The sequence below is a fragment of the Alicyclobacillus tolerans genome (genome assembly GCF_048984885.1).
Classification (GTDB): domain Bacteria; phylum Bacillota; class Bacilli; order Alicyclobacillales; family Alicyclobacillaceae; genus Alicyclobacillus_I; species Alicyclobacillus_I tolerans.
In genome coordinates, this window is sequence record NZ_JBMGNK010000002.1 from 1,547,373 (window position 1) to 1,564,932 (window position 17,560).

The following is a 17,560-nucleotide window of genomic DNA, read 5'->3' on the forward strand; positions in this document are numbered from 1 at the left end:
TAACAAACTGTCGCCGGATTGTGAGGGATGATCGGTGCGCTGGAGATGGGGTTGGGACAACCGAGGACAGAATCCTGACATCGATTCGCTTGCAGTTCGGCCTAAGCATGTTGGTATCATCATGGACGGCAATGGCCGTTGGGCGCGGCGTCGTGGATTGCCGAGAATCGCTGGTCACCATGCAGGTATGCAAGCTATGAAAGAGACGATTCGGGCTTGTGATGATTTAGGTATTGAATATCTTACCCTCTATGCCTTTTCTACCGAGAATTGGAAGAGGCCACAACGTGAAGTGGAATTTCTCATGAAGTTGCCTCGCCAGTTTTTTATTACGGAAATTGATGAATTAATGGAACGCAATGTGCGGATTCGTGTGATTGGCGATACTGAACAATTACCTGCCGATACACGTGAGACAGTATTGCAGTCGTTGGAGAGAACCAAACAAAATACAGGGATGAACGTTAATTTTGCCCTCAATTATGGAGGGCGTATGGATATTGTGTTCGCCGTGCGTAAACTTGCCGAAGCAGTGGCAGAGGGGCGAATAGCTCCACAAGATATTGATGAAAGTGCTTTGGCTGCTCAACTCTCCACCGCCCATCAGCCTGATCCCGATTTTATCATACGCACCAGCGGAGAAATAAGGCTCAGCAATTTTCTCGTCTGGCAATCCGCATATGCTGAATTATGGTTTACCGACGTACTCTGGCCTGACTTTAATCGACAGCATCTTCTCCGGGCTCTGCAAGAATTTAGTGGCCGGCAGCGCCGGTTTGGCGATATAGGTAGGTGAGAGAATGATCAAACAGCGCGTACTTACAGCGACCATTGGTGTGGCTGTAATCTTGATCGTTTTGCTCCTGCCCAATGCTGGGCCATGGGAAATTGCGGTATGGTTGGTGACAGCCGCGGGTGTTACGGAGTTTGTGCGGATGTTTGGTGTTTCTTATCGTCAATCTTTGATGTATTTGGCTGTAATAGCTGTCACTTATATAGAGTTTGATGCTGGATGGTACCACCCCATTTCTCTTGCAGTCATGGTTGCTCTTTGCCTATTGTGGCCTGTTTTGACTCGAAATCGCAACCATCTGGCTCAAGTTGCTCCTATCTTTGTTGGAATGCTGTATATCGGCATTGGCGGACACAGCATGATTCAATTAAGATTGGTTCCTCATGGCTGGTTTTTTCTTTGGTCCTTTTTAATCGCGGTATGGATGAGTGACACTGCTGCTTTTTTTGTCGGACGTTGGTTGCAAGGACCTAAATTATGGCCTGACATTTCACCAAAGAAGACTATTTCCGGGTCTCTCGGCGGCATTTTGGGTGCAGCAGTCGGTGCGGCTCTGTTTGGTTTAGCTGTAGGACAAATTCATCTGATCGCTTTACTGGGGCTAGGTGCTGGAATTTCTATTTTATCTCAGCTTGGCGATTTGATTGAATCAGCTTACAAACGAAGTACAGGAGTCAAAGATTCGGGTACCTTGTTACCCGGACATGGCGGCATTTTGGATAGAGTAGATAGTCTGTTGTTCGCTGCTCCGTTTATGTTTTATATGGTCCATACATATGGTATGTTGTGGTTTTCTTTTTCCTAGAAATTTTGAACATACTGGAAAGAAAAGAAGTGATTCTGTGTCGAAGGTCAGCATATTGGGCAGCACTGGAGTCATTGGCTGTAACAGTTTAGATGTTGTTCGACGCCTCTCTCCTGCATGGCAGGTGGTAGCTCTGAGTGCAGGAAAGAATATGAGGTTGCTCAAACAACAGATAGATGAGTTTGCACCTCAGTACGTTTCTGTACAGGATGAACACTCGAGGCAAGAACTGATTCAACTATTTCATGGCAGACTCCCTTGTGATGTGGGCGTGGGTCAGGCTGGCTTGGAAGAAGCTGCTTCCGTTCCAGCCCATCTTGTGATCTCTGCAGTGCTCGGTGCTGCAGGAATTGCTCCTACTTGGCGCGCTATCTCTCAAGGTGCTGTGGTAGGGCTGGCAAATAAGGAGACGTTGGTGGCGGCAGGAGATTTAATCATGGAGCACGTGTCTGTCAACGGATCGAGCCTAGTTCCTGTGGATAGTGAGCATTCTGCGATTTTTCAAGCGCTTCTGGCCGGGAAACGTCAAGAAGTAGAGTCATTTTACATAACAGCTTCCGGGGGACCGTTTCGCACTTACAGCATGGAACAATTGAAGTCGGTTACCCTAGAACAGGCTTTACAGCATCCGACGTGGAAAATGGGCGCCAAAATTACGGTGGATAGTTCCACGCTTATGAATAAGGGTTTAGAAGTCATTGAAGCGCATCATTTATTTTCTGCGCCATATGATAAAATAAAGGTACTCGTCCATCCGCAAAGTATTATTCACTCCATGGTGGAGTATGTAGATGGTTCAATTGTTGCCCAGTTAGGCAACCATGATATGCGTTTGCCCATTCAATATGCGTTCACGTATCCTGCCAGAGTAAAGCTGGATTTAGAACGAATTGATTTTGTCAAGCTGCGTCAATTGACGTTTGAAGAACCTGACCTGGAACGTTTTCCAGCCCTTCGTTTAGCGTATGAAGCAGGTCGAGCGGGAGGCGCCATGCCTTGCGTGTTAAATGCAGCCAACGAAGTGGCTGTACAAGCGTTTCTTGAACAGCGCATTGGCTATCTCCATATAGCGGAGATTGTAGAGCGACTGTTGCAGTCTAGTGATTATGCGGTACCTCGGTCGATTTCAGATGCGCTCCATATTGATGAAGATGTAAGACGTCGTGCCTGGCTTCTTATACAAAAAGAAGAATTAGGGCAGGATGTTTAAGTAAGGAAGGAGGGTGTATCCATGTGGTGGTTGCCGTTGGTGCACACGCTCCGTTCGGTCATCGCGATAGTATTGGTTTTTGTGGTATGCATCATGTTGCATGAGTTTGGCCACTTCTATGTTGCCAAACGTAATGGAGTAGCCGTGCCTGTATTTGCTATTGGTATGGGGCCCAAATTATTTGCTTTTCGCAAAAACGGTACAGAGTATTCGTTACGCCTATTTCCTATTGGCGGCTTTGTTCAACTTGCGGGTGAAATGCCACAGGATGCATACTTCAAAAAAGGTGAGCAGCTAGCTTTCTCGCTTGATTCCAGCGGTCGTATTGACGCCATTGGTGAGCCCGACTCACTGCCAGGGCGGACCGTGGGGACGTTGGTTAATCTGGATTTGACCAAGCACATGTTTATTACCATGGAAACAGCAGACGGTATTCGCTCCTATTCAGTCAGACCGCATGCTCGTTTGCAGACCAGTCTCCGTTCCAGCATTCCTCTAGTCTCCCCAGGGGAGCAAATGATTGGTAAGTCCCTATGGGCGCGTGCTTCGATTATTTTGGCTGGCCCAGTGATGAATTTTTTGTTGGCAGGAGTTCTTTTCTCACTTGTTTTCTTGCATGTAGGTGTTCCATCGAGCGCTCCTGTCGTGGGTGCAGTGCTACCGAATACACCTGCCGCTGCAGCTCATTTGCAACAAGGCGATCGAATTGTTCAGGCTAACGGAGTGCCTATTCAAACTTGGTACGATCTTAAGCGAGTGATTGTTGCTGACAAATCGAATCCTCCCAAACCCATCCCGCTTTTGGTGGAGCGCGATGGGCATCAAAAATGGCTTCTGGTGAGGCCGGAATTATACCAGTCCACACCCATTATAGGCATAGACAGTACTTTGACACATAATCCTTTCGATGCTTTTGCCCAAGGCTTTAAATCTGTTTACACCAACAGTGTGAATGCCATTCATCTCTATGCTCAAGTGATTGAACGTCATCAGTTCAACGATTTATCTGGTCCTGTCGGCATTGCGGATGTCATTTCCCAGCAAGCACAAACAGGTGTTTGGCAGGTGATGTATATCACTGCACTCTTATCGCTCAATCTTGGTCTCTTTAATTTAATTCCCATACCAGCGCTTGATGGTGGCAGATTGCTTTTTATGCTTGTCGAGTTGATACGTGGAAAAGCTATCGACCCGCGTAAAGAAGGGTTGGTTCATTTAGTCGGTTTTGGATTACTAATGCTCTTGACCGTTGTCATAACCTATCGGGATGTCACACGTTTTTTCTGAACGGTTGGATGATGGGTGTTGTACCTGGCGTTGCGGACCACGACCTTTCACTCAGCAGAACAGCAATGTCTAGGAGGTAGTCTAGCAAGTGAATTTTATCCGCTCATTTTGCGCCCTATTTGCTTCAGGAATGGAGATGGAAAGCCCTTCTCTCCATTCCTTTGTCGATCGCGTTTTTGTATTTTCATCACAGAAAAAATTAGCACTTCGATTGCCTTCTCTTCAATCCCTTCTTGAAGACTCTCCAAATGAAGTTCGTCAATCTTTGGTGGAGTATTTGCAAAATGGCTTCCTATTGCTTCACAAAACAGATGAGACACTAACTCCTTTAGGGGTGCAATATCAATTTTTAGAGGATGAATGGCTTTCACAAAATTTTGAACAAATAGCTATTTCCCTCATAGAAGCTTTGACCACACTCTATTTACACATAGAACCGCTTGCCGGGCGGTTTCTGCAGCAGGCAAGCTGGTTGTTGCAATCTGGACAGACAGCCTCTAAAGATGAAAAACGTTGGATTGCTGTAGCTCATTTGGCACAGGCTGGCGCTGAGGAATGGCTTCAAAAAAAGAAAGTAGATATTTATTATCAGGAAGCCATCTCTACTTTATTCGGACAAGATCTATCGGTTCGATTTATTGAAGAATTGGCAAACAAAGAGTATCAAGAGGCGCTCAGAGAGCAATTGGCTGAACAGCAACAAGCTGAGGTTGCACGTATTTTGCAAGAAGAAGCAAGGCTGGAAGCAGAAAAGGCTAAATTGCGTCAGCAAGAGCAGGCGCCTGCTGAAACGAGATCGTACCCTTACGGGAATCGACGCAATCGAGAAGAAACCCCCATAGCCCCTCTTACATTGGGTAAACCATTAGACTTGCAAGAAGTCATATCGATTCAGGAAATTGAGGATGAGATGCGGCGCGCTGTCGTGCAGGGTAGAGTCTTCAGTGTAGATAAACGTGTCTTGCCGAGCGGTCGCTTTCTTCTTCAGTTCAATATTACGGATGGCACCAACTCCATCACGGCTAAATGTTTTGCTCGTGACGAACGTCAGCGCGAAGTGCTTGAACCACTGAAAAACAATGATTATCTGAGAATTGGCGGACAAGTACAATTTGATACTTTCAGTAAAGAAATCGTTTTTATGGTTTCTGATATGCAGCCAATTGAAGCTCAGTTGCCAATGGATTTTGCAGAGAAGAAACGTATTGAACTTCATGCGCACACCAATATGTCTCCGCTCGATGGAGTCATTCCTGTGGACAAGTTGATCGCTGAAGCAGCGAGGCTTGGTCACAAGGCCATAGCTGTGACCGATCACGGTGGAGTGCAGGCGTTTCCAGAAGCATATGGGGCGGCCAAGAAACACGGTATTCGAGCAATACTGGGTGTTGAAGCTTATGTGATTGATGATGGAGCGCGCGTGGTCATTCGCCCACAGTCGATAGAGCTTGACGATACATGCGAATTTGTGGTGTTTGATACAGAAACTACAGGCCTGAATGCGCGTGAAGACACTTTAATTGAAATTGCTGCCGTGCGCATGCGGGGAACTGAAATTGTGGATACATTCTCGACGCTCATCCAGCCCGAGCGTGCGTATTCACAGAAAGTGGCGGAGTTGACTGGAATTACACCAGAAATGTTGGAAGGACAGCCTGTATTGGCAGATGCTTTACCGCGTTTTCGAGAATTTGTTGGTGATGCGGTATTGGTAGCGCACAATGCTGAGTTTGACAGCGGCTTTCTCAATCAGTGCGCACTGCGGATTGATATGCCGCAATGGGAGCAGCCCATTATTGACACGCTTGCTTTGGCCCGCATTCTTTTTCCAGGAGAAAAAAATTATCGTTTAAAGACGTTGACGCAAAAACTTCAGATTGAGCTGGTCAATCATCATCGCGCCTTGGCTGATTCTGAAGCAACTGCACGTTTGTTTGCTCATATGCAGAAGGCGCTTCGCACCAATGGGATTACGAATCTTGTCGAGTTAAATGATCTTTCATCTACAGCCGATATGAGCAAAGTGCGTCCATTTCATGCGACCGTGCTTGTTAAAAATCGCCAGGGTCTACGCAATCTCTACGAGTTGGTTTCTCTTGCCCATACCAAGTATCTTTATCGAACGCCGAGGATTCCCAAAAGTGAATTGGCTCGTTTGCGGGATGGTTTGTTGATTGGTACAGCCTGTCAGCAAGGTGAATTGATTGAGAGTTTTATTCGCGGCAAATCTATTGAAGAAATTGAAGAAATATGCAGCTTTTATGATTATTTAGAAATTCAACCGCTGAGTCACTATGACAATCTCATTCGCGAAGGGATATGGCAGACAAACAGTCTCAAAAAGGTGCATCAGCAGATTGTCGAATTAGGGCAACGGCTCGGCAAGCCTGTTGTGGCTACAGGTGATGTCCATTATCTTTATCCACAGGACGGTATCTTCCGGGAGGTTTTCCTGCAGTCGCAAAATAACGGATCGAACGCTGAGCGTCAGCCGCCATTGCACTTTCGAACCACAGAGGAGATGTTGGAAGAATTTTCATTTCTTGGTGATGCTGCCATAGAAGTGGTGGTAGAAGCTCCGGCTAAAATTGCTGAACAAATTGAAGATGTACCGCCAATTCCCAATGAACTATATACGCCTATTATCGATGGGGCGGAGGATGAAGTGCGGCAATTGACTTACAGTAAAGCAAAACATTTATACGGTGAAGAGCTGCCGCAAATCGTTGCTGAACGACTGGAGAAAGAATTGCATTCCATTATTTCGCATGGTTTTGCAGTCATATACTTGATTGCTCATAAGTTGGTCACCAAGTCTTTGCAGGATGGTTATCTTGTAGGAAGCCGCGGTTCGGTGGGGAGCTCGTTGGTTGCAACCATGATGGATATTACTGAAGTGAATCCTTTGCCACCCCATTACCGCTGCCAAAACTGCAAACACAGCGAATTTCTTGATGATGGAAGTGTTGGTTCCGGCTTTGATTTGCCAAAGAAAGATTGTCCACATTGTGCCGAACCCATGGAACGAGATGGACAAGACATTCCTTTTGAAACGTTTCTAGGCTTTGAAGGAGATAAAGTTCCTGATATTGACTTGAATTTTTCTGGCGAATATCAACCGCGTGCTCATCGTTATACAGAGGAGCTTTTTGGGCGCGATCACGTTTTTCGGGCGGGTACGATTTCAGCTGTGGCTGAGAAAACAGCTTATGGATATGTCCGCAAATTTGCAGAAGAACGAGGGTTGGTACTGCGCAATGCCGAAATTGAAAGGCTTGTACAAGGATGTACGGGTGTAAAAAGAACAACTGGACAGCATCCGGGCGGACAAGTGGTTGTGCCAAGTCATGTTTCCATATATGATTTTTCACCAGTTCAGTACCCTGCAGATGATAAACAATCGGAGACGCTGACGACTCACTTTGATTATCACTCAGGGTTGGAAAACTGTTTGTTGAAACTAGATATCTTGGGTCATGACGATCCGACGGTGATTCGCATGCTTCAGGATTTAACTGGTGTCGATCCTAAAACCATTCCTTTTGATGACCCGCAAGTTTTGGCTCTGTTTAGTGGAACGCAATCTCTGGGTGTTACTGCGGAACAGATTCGCTCCAATACTGGGACGTTTGCCATTCCTGAGTTTGGCACCAAGTTTGTTCGACAAATGTTGGAAGATACGAAGCCAACCACATTTTCCGAGTTAGTGCGTATTTCCGGTTTGTCTCACGGGACAGATGTATGGTTAAATAACGCGCAAACTTTAATTCGTAACCAGGTAGCGACGCTTTCAGAAGTTATTTGTGCTCGCGATGATATCATGGTCTATTTGATATACAAAGGACTTGAACCAGCGCGCGCATTTAAAATCATGGAATCGATTCGGAAAGGCAAGGGAGTCAAGCCCGATGATGAGGCGTATATGCGCGAATTTGGCGTACCGGATTGGTATATAGAATCAGGAAAAAAAATCAAATATATGTTTCCTAAGGCTCATGCTACTGCCTATGTGATTATGGCTGTTCGTATAGCCTGGTTTAAAGTACATTATCCACTCGCTTTCTATGCTACGTACTTTACGGTGCGTGCTGATGACTTTGATGTAGAGTTGATGATCAAAGGCTCAGATGCGATACGTAGAAGAATTGAAGAAATCGAAGAAAAAGGAAACGCGGCTCAACCGAAAGAAAAAAGTCTCTTGACCGTACTTGAAGTTGCTTTGGAGATGGTAGAACGTGGATTTCGCTTTGAGCGCATCTCACTCTATCAATCTGACGCCACTCGCTTCCTGATGAATGAACAGAATGGTTCGCTTCTGCCACCGTTTGCCGCAATTCCTGGAGTAGGTGATGCTGCAGCCCGCAATTTGGCGCAAGCGAGATTGGATGGTCCATTTCTTTCTATAGAAGATTTGCAAGAACGTAGCCGAGTTTCGAAAACCGTCATAGAAATTTTGCAGCAATTAGGTTGTTTGCAAGGCATGCCAGAGTCCAATCAGCTGTCGCTTTTCAATATTTAAGTTTCTCTCTTACCATTCCATTGTATATGGTTAGTTGGTTCTTTTTAACATACCGAAGGAGCGTGCATAGGATGGCTCAACCGACAATCTATTTTCTTGGTCCCCAAGGAACTCATTCCGATATTGCGTTGCGCACATTTTGTAAACGAGTCGGATGGGAAAACGCCATTTTGCGGCCGCTTGATTCCATAGCAGAAATTATTCATACCGTGTTCCATGCGGAAGACAGGTCTGTACACGGATGTCTTCCGCTTGAAAATAGTATTCAAGGTTCAGTCACCTATGCTTGGGATGGACTCATTGAAATGGTGATTGCGCAAGAAAAGTTAGCTGATGAGATTGAAGACACGAATGCAGAGACGGATTATCCTCGACTGGTAGCAGCATGGACCTTACCTATTCATCATCATGTGTTAAGCAGCCCGGGGAGCGATTGGACGCTTGCTGAAAAAGTCTACTCTCATCCGCAAGTGCTTGCTCAGTGTCGGCATTTTATACAAAGAGAATTGCCTAAGGCGGAATGTATTCCAGTTTCGAGTTCAGCTCAAGCAGCGAGAATGGTTTCTGAACATTCGTTACAGCCTCAGATTGCGCTCGGCAATGAAATTGCTGCTGAACTATATGGTTTACACATTGCGAAACGTGCTGTGGAAGATGCGTCAGGTAACCAAACGCGTTTTGGGCTGCTTTCAAAAAACAAGGCAGAAAGCTTATTTGCTGGAGCTTTCCGCCCTGAGGAGCGCACCATTTCTTTATGTTTAATAGGAGTGCACAATGAACCTGGTGGCTTGTGGAGCGCACTAACACCATTTCATTATTTTGGGCTCAATCTCTCACGTATTGAGTCAAGGCCAGCAGGTCGAATTCTCGGTGAATATCATTTCTATATGGATGTTGATTTTCCGCTGGGCGAGTCGACAGAGCAAGTACAGGAAAATTGGCGGATAGTCTGTTCCATGCTCGCCTCTCGCGGAATACAGTTAAAAATACTTGGTGAGTATTTGCAATTTGGTCTATTGGAAAACCATTCAACCTGATAGTTTGCCGTTCTGACAAGGCTGTTATTGCATGACTTCTTTTCCTCGCTTGGCCATCTTATCGCGTTCTGACTTGTTTAAATAGCGTTTGCGTAAGCGAACGCTTTGAGGCGTGATCTCACACAACTCGTCATCCTCGATATAGGTCATAGCCTGTTCCAAAGAGAGCAAGCGGGGTGCTTTCAACCGGACCGTTTCTTCTTTGGTTGCGGAGCGAACATTGGTCATATGCTTGGCTTTGGTGACATTGACGGTCAAATCATTCTCACGTGTATGTTCGCCAACAATCATTCCTTCATAGACTTCTGTACCAGGTGTGATGAATAGAATACCTCTATCTTCCAAGTTTTGAATGCTATATGCTGTCGCAGTGCCGCTTTCGCTAGCTACAAGGACACCCTGTCGTCGGGTGATGACGTCACCTTTCCACTCATCATATTGCAAAAATCGATGGTGCATGGTGCCATAACCCCGTGTCAGTGTTAAAAATTCTGTGCGAAAGCCGATTAAGCCGCGCGCCGGAACGTGGAACTCAAGGCGTGTAGATTCTCCAGAAGGCGAAGTCAACATGTGGACCATTTCGCCTTTGCGGTATCCAAGTGCTTCAATTACAGAACCTACAGCATCGCTTGGTACGTCGGCCACCAGATGTTCAATAGGTTCCTGAATTTTACCGTTTTGTTCTCGCAGAATAACGCGTGGCTTGGAAACCTGTAATTCATATCCTTCACGACGCATGGTTTCAATCAAAATAGACAAATGCAACTCTCCGCGGCTGGAAACCAAAAAAGCATCTGTATCCTCAGTTTCTTCTACCCGCAGTGAAACGTCCGACTCTAATTCTGCAAACAGGCGTTCACGAAGCTTGCGTGACGTAACAAACTGTCCTTCACGTCCAGCAAACGGCGAATCGTTGACACGAAAAGTCATTTGTAAAGTTGGTTCATCAATATGCAATGTGGGCAGTCCTTCAGGAGCGTCTACAGGACAAATTGTTTCTCCTACTGTCAGCTCTGGAATTCCAGCTACAGCTACAATATCCCCTACGCCTGCGGTTTCTACTTCCATGCGTTTCAATCCTTGGAAGGAGAACAGTTTCACGACTCTTGCCCTGGAAACATCTCCACTTCGGCGCACCACACTGACCGCGTCACCTACATGAATTTGGCCGCGGGCTACACGTCCAATACCAATCCGTCCTAAAAATTCGTTGTAATCCAACATCGTTACCTGCCATTGTAATGGAGCCTCAGGATCTCCCGAGGGAGCAGGTATATGCTGAATAATTGCTTCAAAAAGTGGCTGCAAGTTTTCGCCTGGGTGGTCGATGCTCTCGCTTGCTGTCCCTCGCAACGCAGATGTATAAACGACTGGAAAATCACATTGTTCTTCGCTAGCTCCAAGTTCAATAAACAAGTCCAGGACTTCATCTATGACTTCAACGGGGCGGGCATTTTCACGATCCATTTTATTGACAACAACAATGGGCGCCAAACCAGCTTCCAAAGCTTTCTGCAGGACAAATTTGGTCTGCGGCATGACACCTTCAAAAGCATCTACTACCAATAGCACACCGTCTACCATCCGCACAATGCGTTCAACTTCGCCGCTAAAATCAGCGTGACCGGGAGTGTCGACAATATTAATACGTATATCTCGATAGGGAATAGCCGTGTTTTTGGCCAGAATCGTGATGCCTCGTTCGCGCTCCAAATCTCCGGAGTCCATGGCACGTTCCGCCATATGCTCATTGGCCCGGAACAGTCCAGACTGTTTCAGTAACTGATCCACCAAGGATGTTTTGCCGTGGTCGACGTGAGCTACAATGGCAACATTTCGCAAATGTTCAATGTTACGTATCGTCATTTTAAAATTTCTCTCCTTAATACATACTCCTGTCTCTGCCGCTCTCCAACATACCATGCTCTGTGACTTACTGCAATGAAAATGGCTTGCGGCATTATTTGACGGGTGATATAATGCGAATGTTAGGCTTCGTATAGGCTTTCGTGCGGAGAGTGGGGCAACCCACTCTCTGACTTATGCAACGGGCTTTTTGCGTGACCGTCACAGGTGACGTGATGGAGGAGGAAATGATGTGGCGAATGAACGCGTAACCGACATTGTGGAGCGGTTGGCGCTGCCGATTGTGGAACAAGCGGGCGTGGAACTCGTGGAAGTAGAGTACCGTAAAGAAGGTTCCAATTGGTACCTGCGCGTCTATATCGACAAAGAAGGCGGCGTGGATATTGATGACTGTAGCCATGTTAGCGAGCAGCTTTCGGATGAATTGGATAGGGTTGATCCGATTCCTAACTCGTACTTCTTGGAAGTGTCGTCGCCAGGTGCCGAGCGTCCTTTAAAAAAGCCAGCCGACTTTTATAAAGCTGTTGGAGAGCGTGTGCATATTCGCCTATACGAACCTCTTCTAGGTCAAAAAACATTTGACGGCACCTTGCTTTCATACAATGAGCAGGAACTAGAAGTGGAATACATGGATAAAACTGCAGCAAAACGTGTTATTTTGCCGGTTTCCAAAGTGGCGTCAGCCAGACTTTCTGTCTGGCTATAATTTATTCCGCTGCTGTGAGTGTATCAATAAACGCTCTCCATACCGGAAATGAAGAGAATGTGAACTGGTTGGCTCAAAGCGGTCGAATCAGGGGGAGATTGGTGTCAAATGAATGCTGAGTTTATAGAAGCGTTGAATCAGTTAGCCAAAGAAAAAGGGATTGACAAAGAAATATTGTTGGAGGCCATTGAGGCGGCTTTGATTTCTGGATATAAGCGTAATTTTAATTCTGCTCCCAATGCTCGAGTCGATATTCATCGTGAATTAGGAACAGTTCGTGTTTTTGCTCGCAAGGAAGTTGTGGAATCACCAACGGATAGTCGATTAGAAATTTCGCTTGAAGCTGCCCGTGATATGAATCCCAACTATCAAGTGGGTGACGTGGTCGAGATTGAAGTAACACCTCGGGATTTTGGACGCATTGCTGCCCAGACAGCCAAGCAGGTAGTTACGCAACGCATTCGTGAGGCAGAGCGGACTGTCCTTTACGGGAAATTTGCTGATAAAGAAGAAGAGATTGTGAATGGAATCATACAGCGTCAAGACGCTCGCAATTTTTATGTTAATCTTGGCGAGACAGAGGCAGTATTGCCACATACAGAAGTGATGCCAACCGACCAGTTCAAACAAGGAGATCGAGTGCGTGCTTTTATCGCTCGTGTAGAGCGTACGACGAAAGGACCGCAGATTGTTCTCTCCCGTATTCATCCAGGTTTACTGAAACGGCTTTTTGAATTGGAAGTTCCCGAAATTTTTGAGGGAATTGTAGAGATTCGTGCGATTTCACGTGAGGCTGGTTACCGTTCGAAAATTGCGGTTCACTCCCGCAATCCTGAAGTGGATCCAGTAGGAGCCTGTGTTGGCAGCCGCGGTTCGCGTGTGCAGGCAGTAGTCAATGAACTGCATGGAGAAAAAATTGATATCGTCAAATGGAGTGAAGATCCAGCTGAGTTTGTGGCCAATTCATTAGCGCCTGCCAAGGTGTTGGATGTTCAGATTATCGAAGAAGAAAAAGTTGCCCGGACTATTGTTCCGGATTATCAACTATCTTTGGCCATTGGCAAAGAGGGGCAAAACGCTCGATTAGCCGCCAAATTGACAGGCTGGAAAATCGATATTAAGAGTGAGCAACAGGCTTCTGATATCGGTCTCTTTTCAGAACTGGATGAAGAAGAATCTGTGGTTACGCTGTCCGATGATTGGTTGACAGAACCCTGATGCCCAACTGCTTGGTGCGGATAATTTTTTAAGGGCAGAAATGCGAGAGAAGTCGGAATAGTCGCGAGGTGATGGTGGATGAAAGTGCGGAAAGTTCCACTGCGAAAATGCGTAGGTTGTCAGGAGAGTTTTCCCAAAGCTGATTTATTGCGTGTGGTTTTAACGCCTGAAGGTCATATCGAACTTGATATGCGTGGGAAAATGAATGGACGAGGAGCATATCTCTGTCGACAGCTCAGTTGCCTGCAAACGGCTCGCAAACGAAAATCGCTGGAACGGGCGCTGAAAACCTCCATTCCCGACGATGTATACGAGAAGTTAGAGGAAAGCATGCCCAGGGAGGCGGGGTCTGTTGCCAAACCGGACGTTTGACCGTAATCGCTGTTTACAACAATTAGGGCTTGCAAGACGAGCAAGTGCGCTTCTGGTAGGTACGGATGCTGTACTTGCCGGTTTGGCAGCGGGCTCCGCTTTGCAAGTTTGGATGGCTGTTGACGCAGGAACAAATGTAACAAAGAAAATACGCGATAAATGCGCGTTTTATCATAAACCGTTAGTTCAATCGTTAAGTCGCAAAGAGTTAGGCGAGGCGCTCGGGCGTTCACAAGTTGTTGTCGTTGCTGTAACCAACCCCGGGTTTGCAGCATCTTTACAAAATGCGTTAGGGGAATCAGACGGGGGTGTATTGTTTGACAAAACTGAGAGTGTATGAATATGCAAAACAATTAAATATGTCGAGTAAGGAAATTTTAACGATACTATCACGCGTTGGCGAGCCGGTTGCTAATCACATGAGTGTGATGGACGATCAAATGGTGCAAAAAGTAGAACAATTCTTCCAGGATGTCAAGCAGAGAGCTGCGAAACGGCATGCTTCGGAAGTTGAGAAAGAATTGCGTGATAAGCAGAAACAGCGAGAACACGCTGCGGAATCGAGTTCTGCCAATGAAATGGGCAGGGAACGCATGGATGAAAGGCATCAGCATACATCCACTTCTGCCCATATCTCTGGTGCAGATCGTCCAAAATCAAGCAACAAAGATGCTCCTAACGCTGAATCGGGAACAGTGGCTAAATCTACTGTAAGAGAGCTATCGACTGAAGCAAGTGGGCAATCCGCTGACGTTCAGCGCAGTGTCGAAGGCAGGAATGCAAATGCTGGAACAAGAGGTAGAGATTTGACAACCGATACGTACAACTCTGAGAAATCTGAACAACGTTCCGACAGGAATGGGAATGCAGTTGCCTCGCGATCTGCTCAAAGTTCTGAAAACCAATCGGCTCCATCGCGTAGTGAACATCGTTCTAGTGGCTATGGTGGTCAGCGAGACGGAGGTGGCAACCGCTCTGGTGGCTATGGCGGCCAGCGAGACGGTGGCGGCAACCGCTCTGGTGGCTATGGAGGTCAGCGAGACGGCGGCGGCAACCGCTCTGGTGGCTATGGAGGTCAGCGAGACGGCGGCGGCAACCGCTCTGGTGGTTATGGCGGCCAGCGAGACGGTGGCGGCAACCGCTCCGGTGGGTTTGGCCGCGACAAAGATCAGCGTTCTGCGAGCGATCGGCGTTCTCCAGGAGGCGGAACTGCTCGTCCTGGCAATCGTTCCGATCGTCCTGGTGCTTTTGCAGGTGCTGGTCGACCCAGTGGAGGATTTGGCGGTGGCCGTTCAGGTGGTAGCGCAACAGTAGCAGCAGTTGCTCCTCAGAAAGGCGCGGCGCCTTCTCGTAAAGAGCGGGAAAAAAATCGTCCAGATTTTAATCGCGATCGAAAAGAACAGTTTAATGAGGAGAAATTGCGCGCGCGCCGCAAAACAGGTCAGCGCGAACAGCGCAAGGTGGAACTTCCTACCGAGGTAACGGTAGAAGGTCCAATGACAGTTGGTGATTTTGCCAAATTGATTCGTCGTGAGGCGTCTGAAATCATTAAGAAATTGCTCTTCCTGGGAATTATGGCTACCATCAACCAGGAAATTGACACAGACGCTATGGAACTGATTGCTGATGAATATCAGATTAAACTCAGTGTGGTTGAACCAGTAGATGAAGAAGCATTGGATATGCTGATGGAAGAAGAAAAACCGGAAAATCTGATTACCCGTCCTCCGGTTGTCACCATCATGGGTCATGTCGATCACGGTAAGACCACATTGCTGGATGCGATTCGTCAAAGTCGTGTAACAGCAACCGAATCTGGCGGTATTACACAGCATATTGGTGCCTATCAAGTGGAAATTAACAATAGGCTCATCACGTTCCTGGATACCCCTGGTCACGCAGCTTTTACAACCATGCGTGCTCGCGGGGCGCAGGTCACGGATATTACCATCTTGGTTGTAGCAGCAGACGATGGTGTCATGCCGCAGACGATTGAAGCTATCGATCACGCCAAAGCTGCCAATGTGCCCATAATGGTGGCCATCAATAAGATTGACAAACCGGATGCTAATCCTGATCGCATTAAACAAGAGTTGACGCAGTACGGTTTGGTCTCTGAGGAATGGGGCGGCGATACGATTTTTGTCAACATCTCCGCTTTGAAAAAAGAAGGTCTTGACGATTTGCTTGAAATGGTCCTGCTTGTTGCTGATATGCAGGATTTGAAAGCCAATCCGGAAGGCCGTCCACGAGGTACGGTCATTGAAGCAAAATTGGACAAAGGCCGCGGTCCGGTAGCCACCGTGTTGGTGCAAAACGGAACACTCAAAGTTGGCGACATTGTTGTGGCAGGTACCAGCTTTGGCCGCGTACGAGCCATGGTTGACGATCGGGGCCGTCGTTTGAAAGATGCTGGCCCTTCAACACCCGTCGAAATTCAAGGCTTAGGTGATGTGCCTAGCGCAGGCGATTTGTTTGTTGTCTATGATGAAGAGCGCGCGGCGCGAGCTCTTGTCCAAAAGCGTTTGAACCGCGAAAAAGCGGAAGCTATGAGCAGTACATCGCGTGTCACGCTGGATGATTTGTATCGCCAGATTCAGGAAGGAAATGTCAAAGAGTTAAATGTGATTGTCAAAGCGGATGTTCAAGGGTCTGTCGAAGCGCTTGTAGGAGCGATTGAGAAAATTGAAGTGCAAGGCGTGCGCGTAAAAGTGATTCATCGTGGTGCGGGTGCGATTACGGAATCCGATGTTTCGCTGGCGAGTGCTTCAAACGCCATTATCATAGGTTTCCATGTGCGTCCTGATGTTAACGCAAAACGTGCGGCGGAAGCGGAAAAAGTGGATATTCGTCTCTATCGGGTCATCTACAACGCTATAGAAGAACTTGAAGCGGCCATGAAAGGTATGCTTGATCCTGAATACAAGGAAGTCGTTCTTGGTCATGCGGAAGTGCGTCAAGTTTTCACCATTTCTCGCGTGGGTACGGTTGCGGGATGCTATGTTACGGATGGCAAAATGACGCGTGATGCGGAAGCTCGTCTCGTTCGTGACGGTGTGGTGATTTACGAAGGTGCTCTGGATACCTTGAAGCGTTTCAAAGACGACGCTCGGGAAGTTCAAACAGGCTTTGAATGTGGTATTACACTAGAGAAATTTAACGATATTAAGGTTGGCGATGTCATAGAGGCCTTCAAAATGGAGGCTCTAAAAGTACATTGAGCTAACCGGCAGGTTTGGGACGCAAGGTGGAGAGCCGAATTCGCATGCCGTTTTCGGCCTGCCCATACCACGGGCTGAAAGGAAGATGGCATTTGAGTAAAATCCGCGTAGCTCGCGTAGGTGAGCAGATGAAAAAAGAATTGGCGGATATTTTGCAAAATCACTTAAAAAATCAAGAACTCGGTTTTATTACGGTGACCAGGGTAGACATGGCTGGAGATTTGCAGCACGCAAAAGCGTATGTCAGTGTGTTTGGCGACGCGGTTAAAAAAGAAGAAGTTTTACAGTCGCTGCAGAAAGCAGCTGGTTTTGTGCGGGGAGAAATTGCTCGCCGTCTACATCTTCGGTTAGCCCCGGAAATCATTTTTAAACTTGACGATTCCGGTGAATACAGCGCCCATATTCAGACAGTGCTTAAGTCTTTGGAAGATTCGCGTCCATCCTCCGAAGCGGCTGGGGGACAAGTTTCTAATAACCATTTGAATCAAGAATTTCGGACAAGTGAGAATGACTAAGGTGGAAAGGG

13 protein-coding genes are annotated in these 17,560 nt (G+C 47.0%); 12 read left to right on the forward strand and 1 reads right to left on the reverse strand.

Going from position 1 to position 17,560, the window contains the following annotated elements:
* Window positions 1-34 precede the first annotated feature (34 nt).
* The 6 genes from ACOJUR_RS07645 (at window position 35) to ACOJUR_RS07670 (ending at window position 9,651) form a co-directional block, all read left to right on the forward strand.
* Entirely contained in the window at window positions 35-796 is a 762-nt protein-coding gene (locus tag ACOJUR_RS07645) for an isoprenyl transferase (RefSeq protein ID WP_072874095.1), read from the forward strand.
* A 4-nt stretch (window positions 797-800) separates the two neighbouring features.
* A complete protein-coding gene (locus ACOJUR_RS07650) occupies window positions 801-1,598 on the forward strand; it encodes a phosphatidate cytidylyltransferase (RefSeq protein WP_420949643.1) in 798 nt (265 codons plus the stop codon).
* Between the two features lie 37 nt (window positions 1,599-1,635).
* Window positions 1,636-2,808, forward strand: coding sequence for a 1-deoxy-D-xylulose-5-phosphate reductoisomerase (gene dxr, locus ACOJUR_RS07655; protein ID WP_203114312.1), 1,173 nt, complete (start codon window positions 1,636-1,638; stop codon window positions 2,806-2,808).
* Window positions 2,809-2,829: 21 nt separating this feature from the next.
* Window positions 2,830-4,095, forward strand: coding sequence for an RIP metalloprotease RseP (gene rseP / locus ACOJUR_RS07660; RefSeq protein ID WP_129583567.1), 1,266 nt, complete (start codon window positions 2,830-2,832; stop codon window positions 4,093-4,095).
* A gap of 88 nt (window positions 4,096-4,183) precedes the next feature.
* Window positions 4,184-8,614, forward strand: coding sequence for a PolC-type DNA polymerase III (locus ACOJUR_RS07665; RefSeq protein WP_420949644.1), 4,431 nt, complete (start codon window positions 4,184-4,186; stop codon window positions 8,612-8,614).
* Window positions 8,615-8,685: 71 nt separating this feature from the next.
* Complete coding sequence (locus tag ACOJUR_RS07670; RefSeq protein WP_420949645.1) at window positions 8,686-9,651, forward strand: prephenate dehydratase; 966 nt, start codon at window positions 8,686-8,688, stop codon at window positions 9,649-9,651.
* 24 nt (window positions 9,652-9,675) lie between these two features.
* Here the strand turns inward: ACOJUR_RS07670 and typA are convergent, their stop codons facing one another.
* Window positions 9,676-11,517, reverse strand: coding sequence for a translational GTPase TypA (gene typA / locus ACOJUR_RS07675; protein ID WP_420949646.1), 1,842 nt, complete (start codon window positions 11,515-11,517; stop codon window positions 9,676-9,678).
* A gap of 232 nt (window positions 11,518-11,749) precedes the next feature.
* On the opposite strand from typA, the gene rimP reads away from it, so the two are divergent.
* The 6 genes from rimP (at window position 11,750) to rbfA (ending at window position 17,549) form a co-directional block, all read left to right on the forward strand.
* A complete protein-coding gene (rimP, locus tag ACOJUR_RS07680; RefSeq protein ID WP_306954589.1) occupies window positions 11,750-12,223 on the forward strand; it encodes a ribosome maturation factor RimP in 474 nt (157 codons plus the stop codon).
* Between the two features lie 108 nt (window positions 12,224-12,331).
* A complete protein-coding gene (nusA, locus tag ACOJUR_RS07685) occupies window positions 12,332-13,441 on the forward strand; it encodes a transcription termination factor NusA (protein ID WP_072874089.1) in 1,110 nt (369 codons plus the stop codon).
* A 78-nt stretch (window positions 13,442-13,519) separates the two neighbouring features.
* Complete coding sequence (rnpM, locus tag ACOJUR_RS07690; RefSeq protein WP_072874088.1) at window positions 13,520-13,813, forward strand: RNase P modulator RnpM; 294 nt, start codon at window positions 13,520-13,522, stop codon at window positions 13,811-13,813.
* On the forward strand, window positions 13,794-14,153 hold the full coding sequence (locus ACOJUR_RS07695; RefSeq protein WP_420949647.1) for a L7Ae/L30e/S12e/Gadd45 family ribosomal protein: 360 nt from the start codon (window positions 13,794-13,796) through the stop codon (window positions 14,151-14,153). Before rnpM ends, ACOJUR_RS07695 begins: the two co-directional genes overlap by 20 nt.
* Window positions 14,154-14,172: 19 nt before the next feature.
* On the forward strand, window positions 14,173-17,034 hold the full coding sequence (gene infB, locus ACOJUR_RS07700) for a translation initiation factor IF-2 (RefSeq protein ID WP_420950521.1): 2,862 nt from the start codon (window positions 14,173-14,175) through the stop codon (window positions 17,032-17,034).
* A 44-nt stretch (window positions 17,035-17,078) separates the two neighbouring features.
* Window positions 17,079-17,549 (forward strand): 30S ribosome-binding factor RbfA, encoded by a 471-nt coding sequence (gene rbfA, locus ACOJUR_RS07705; protein ID WP_420950522.1) that lies wholly within the window; start codon window positions 17,079-17,081, stop codon window positions 17,547-17,549.
* Window positions 17,550-17,560: the final 11 nt, after the last annotated feature.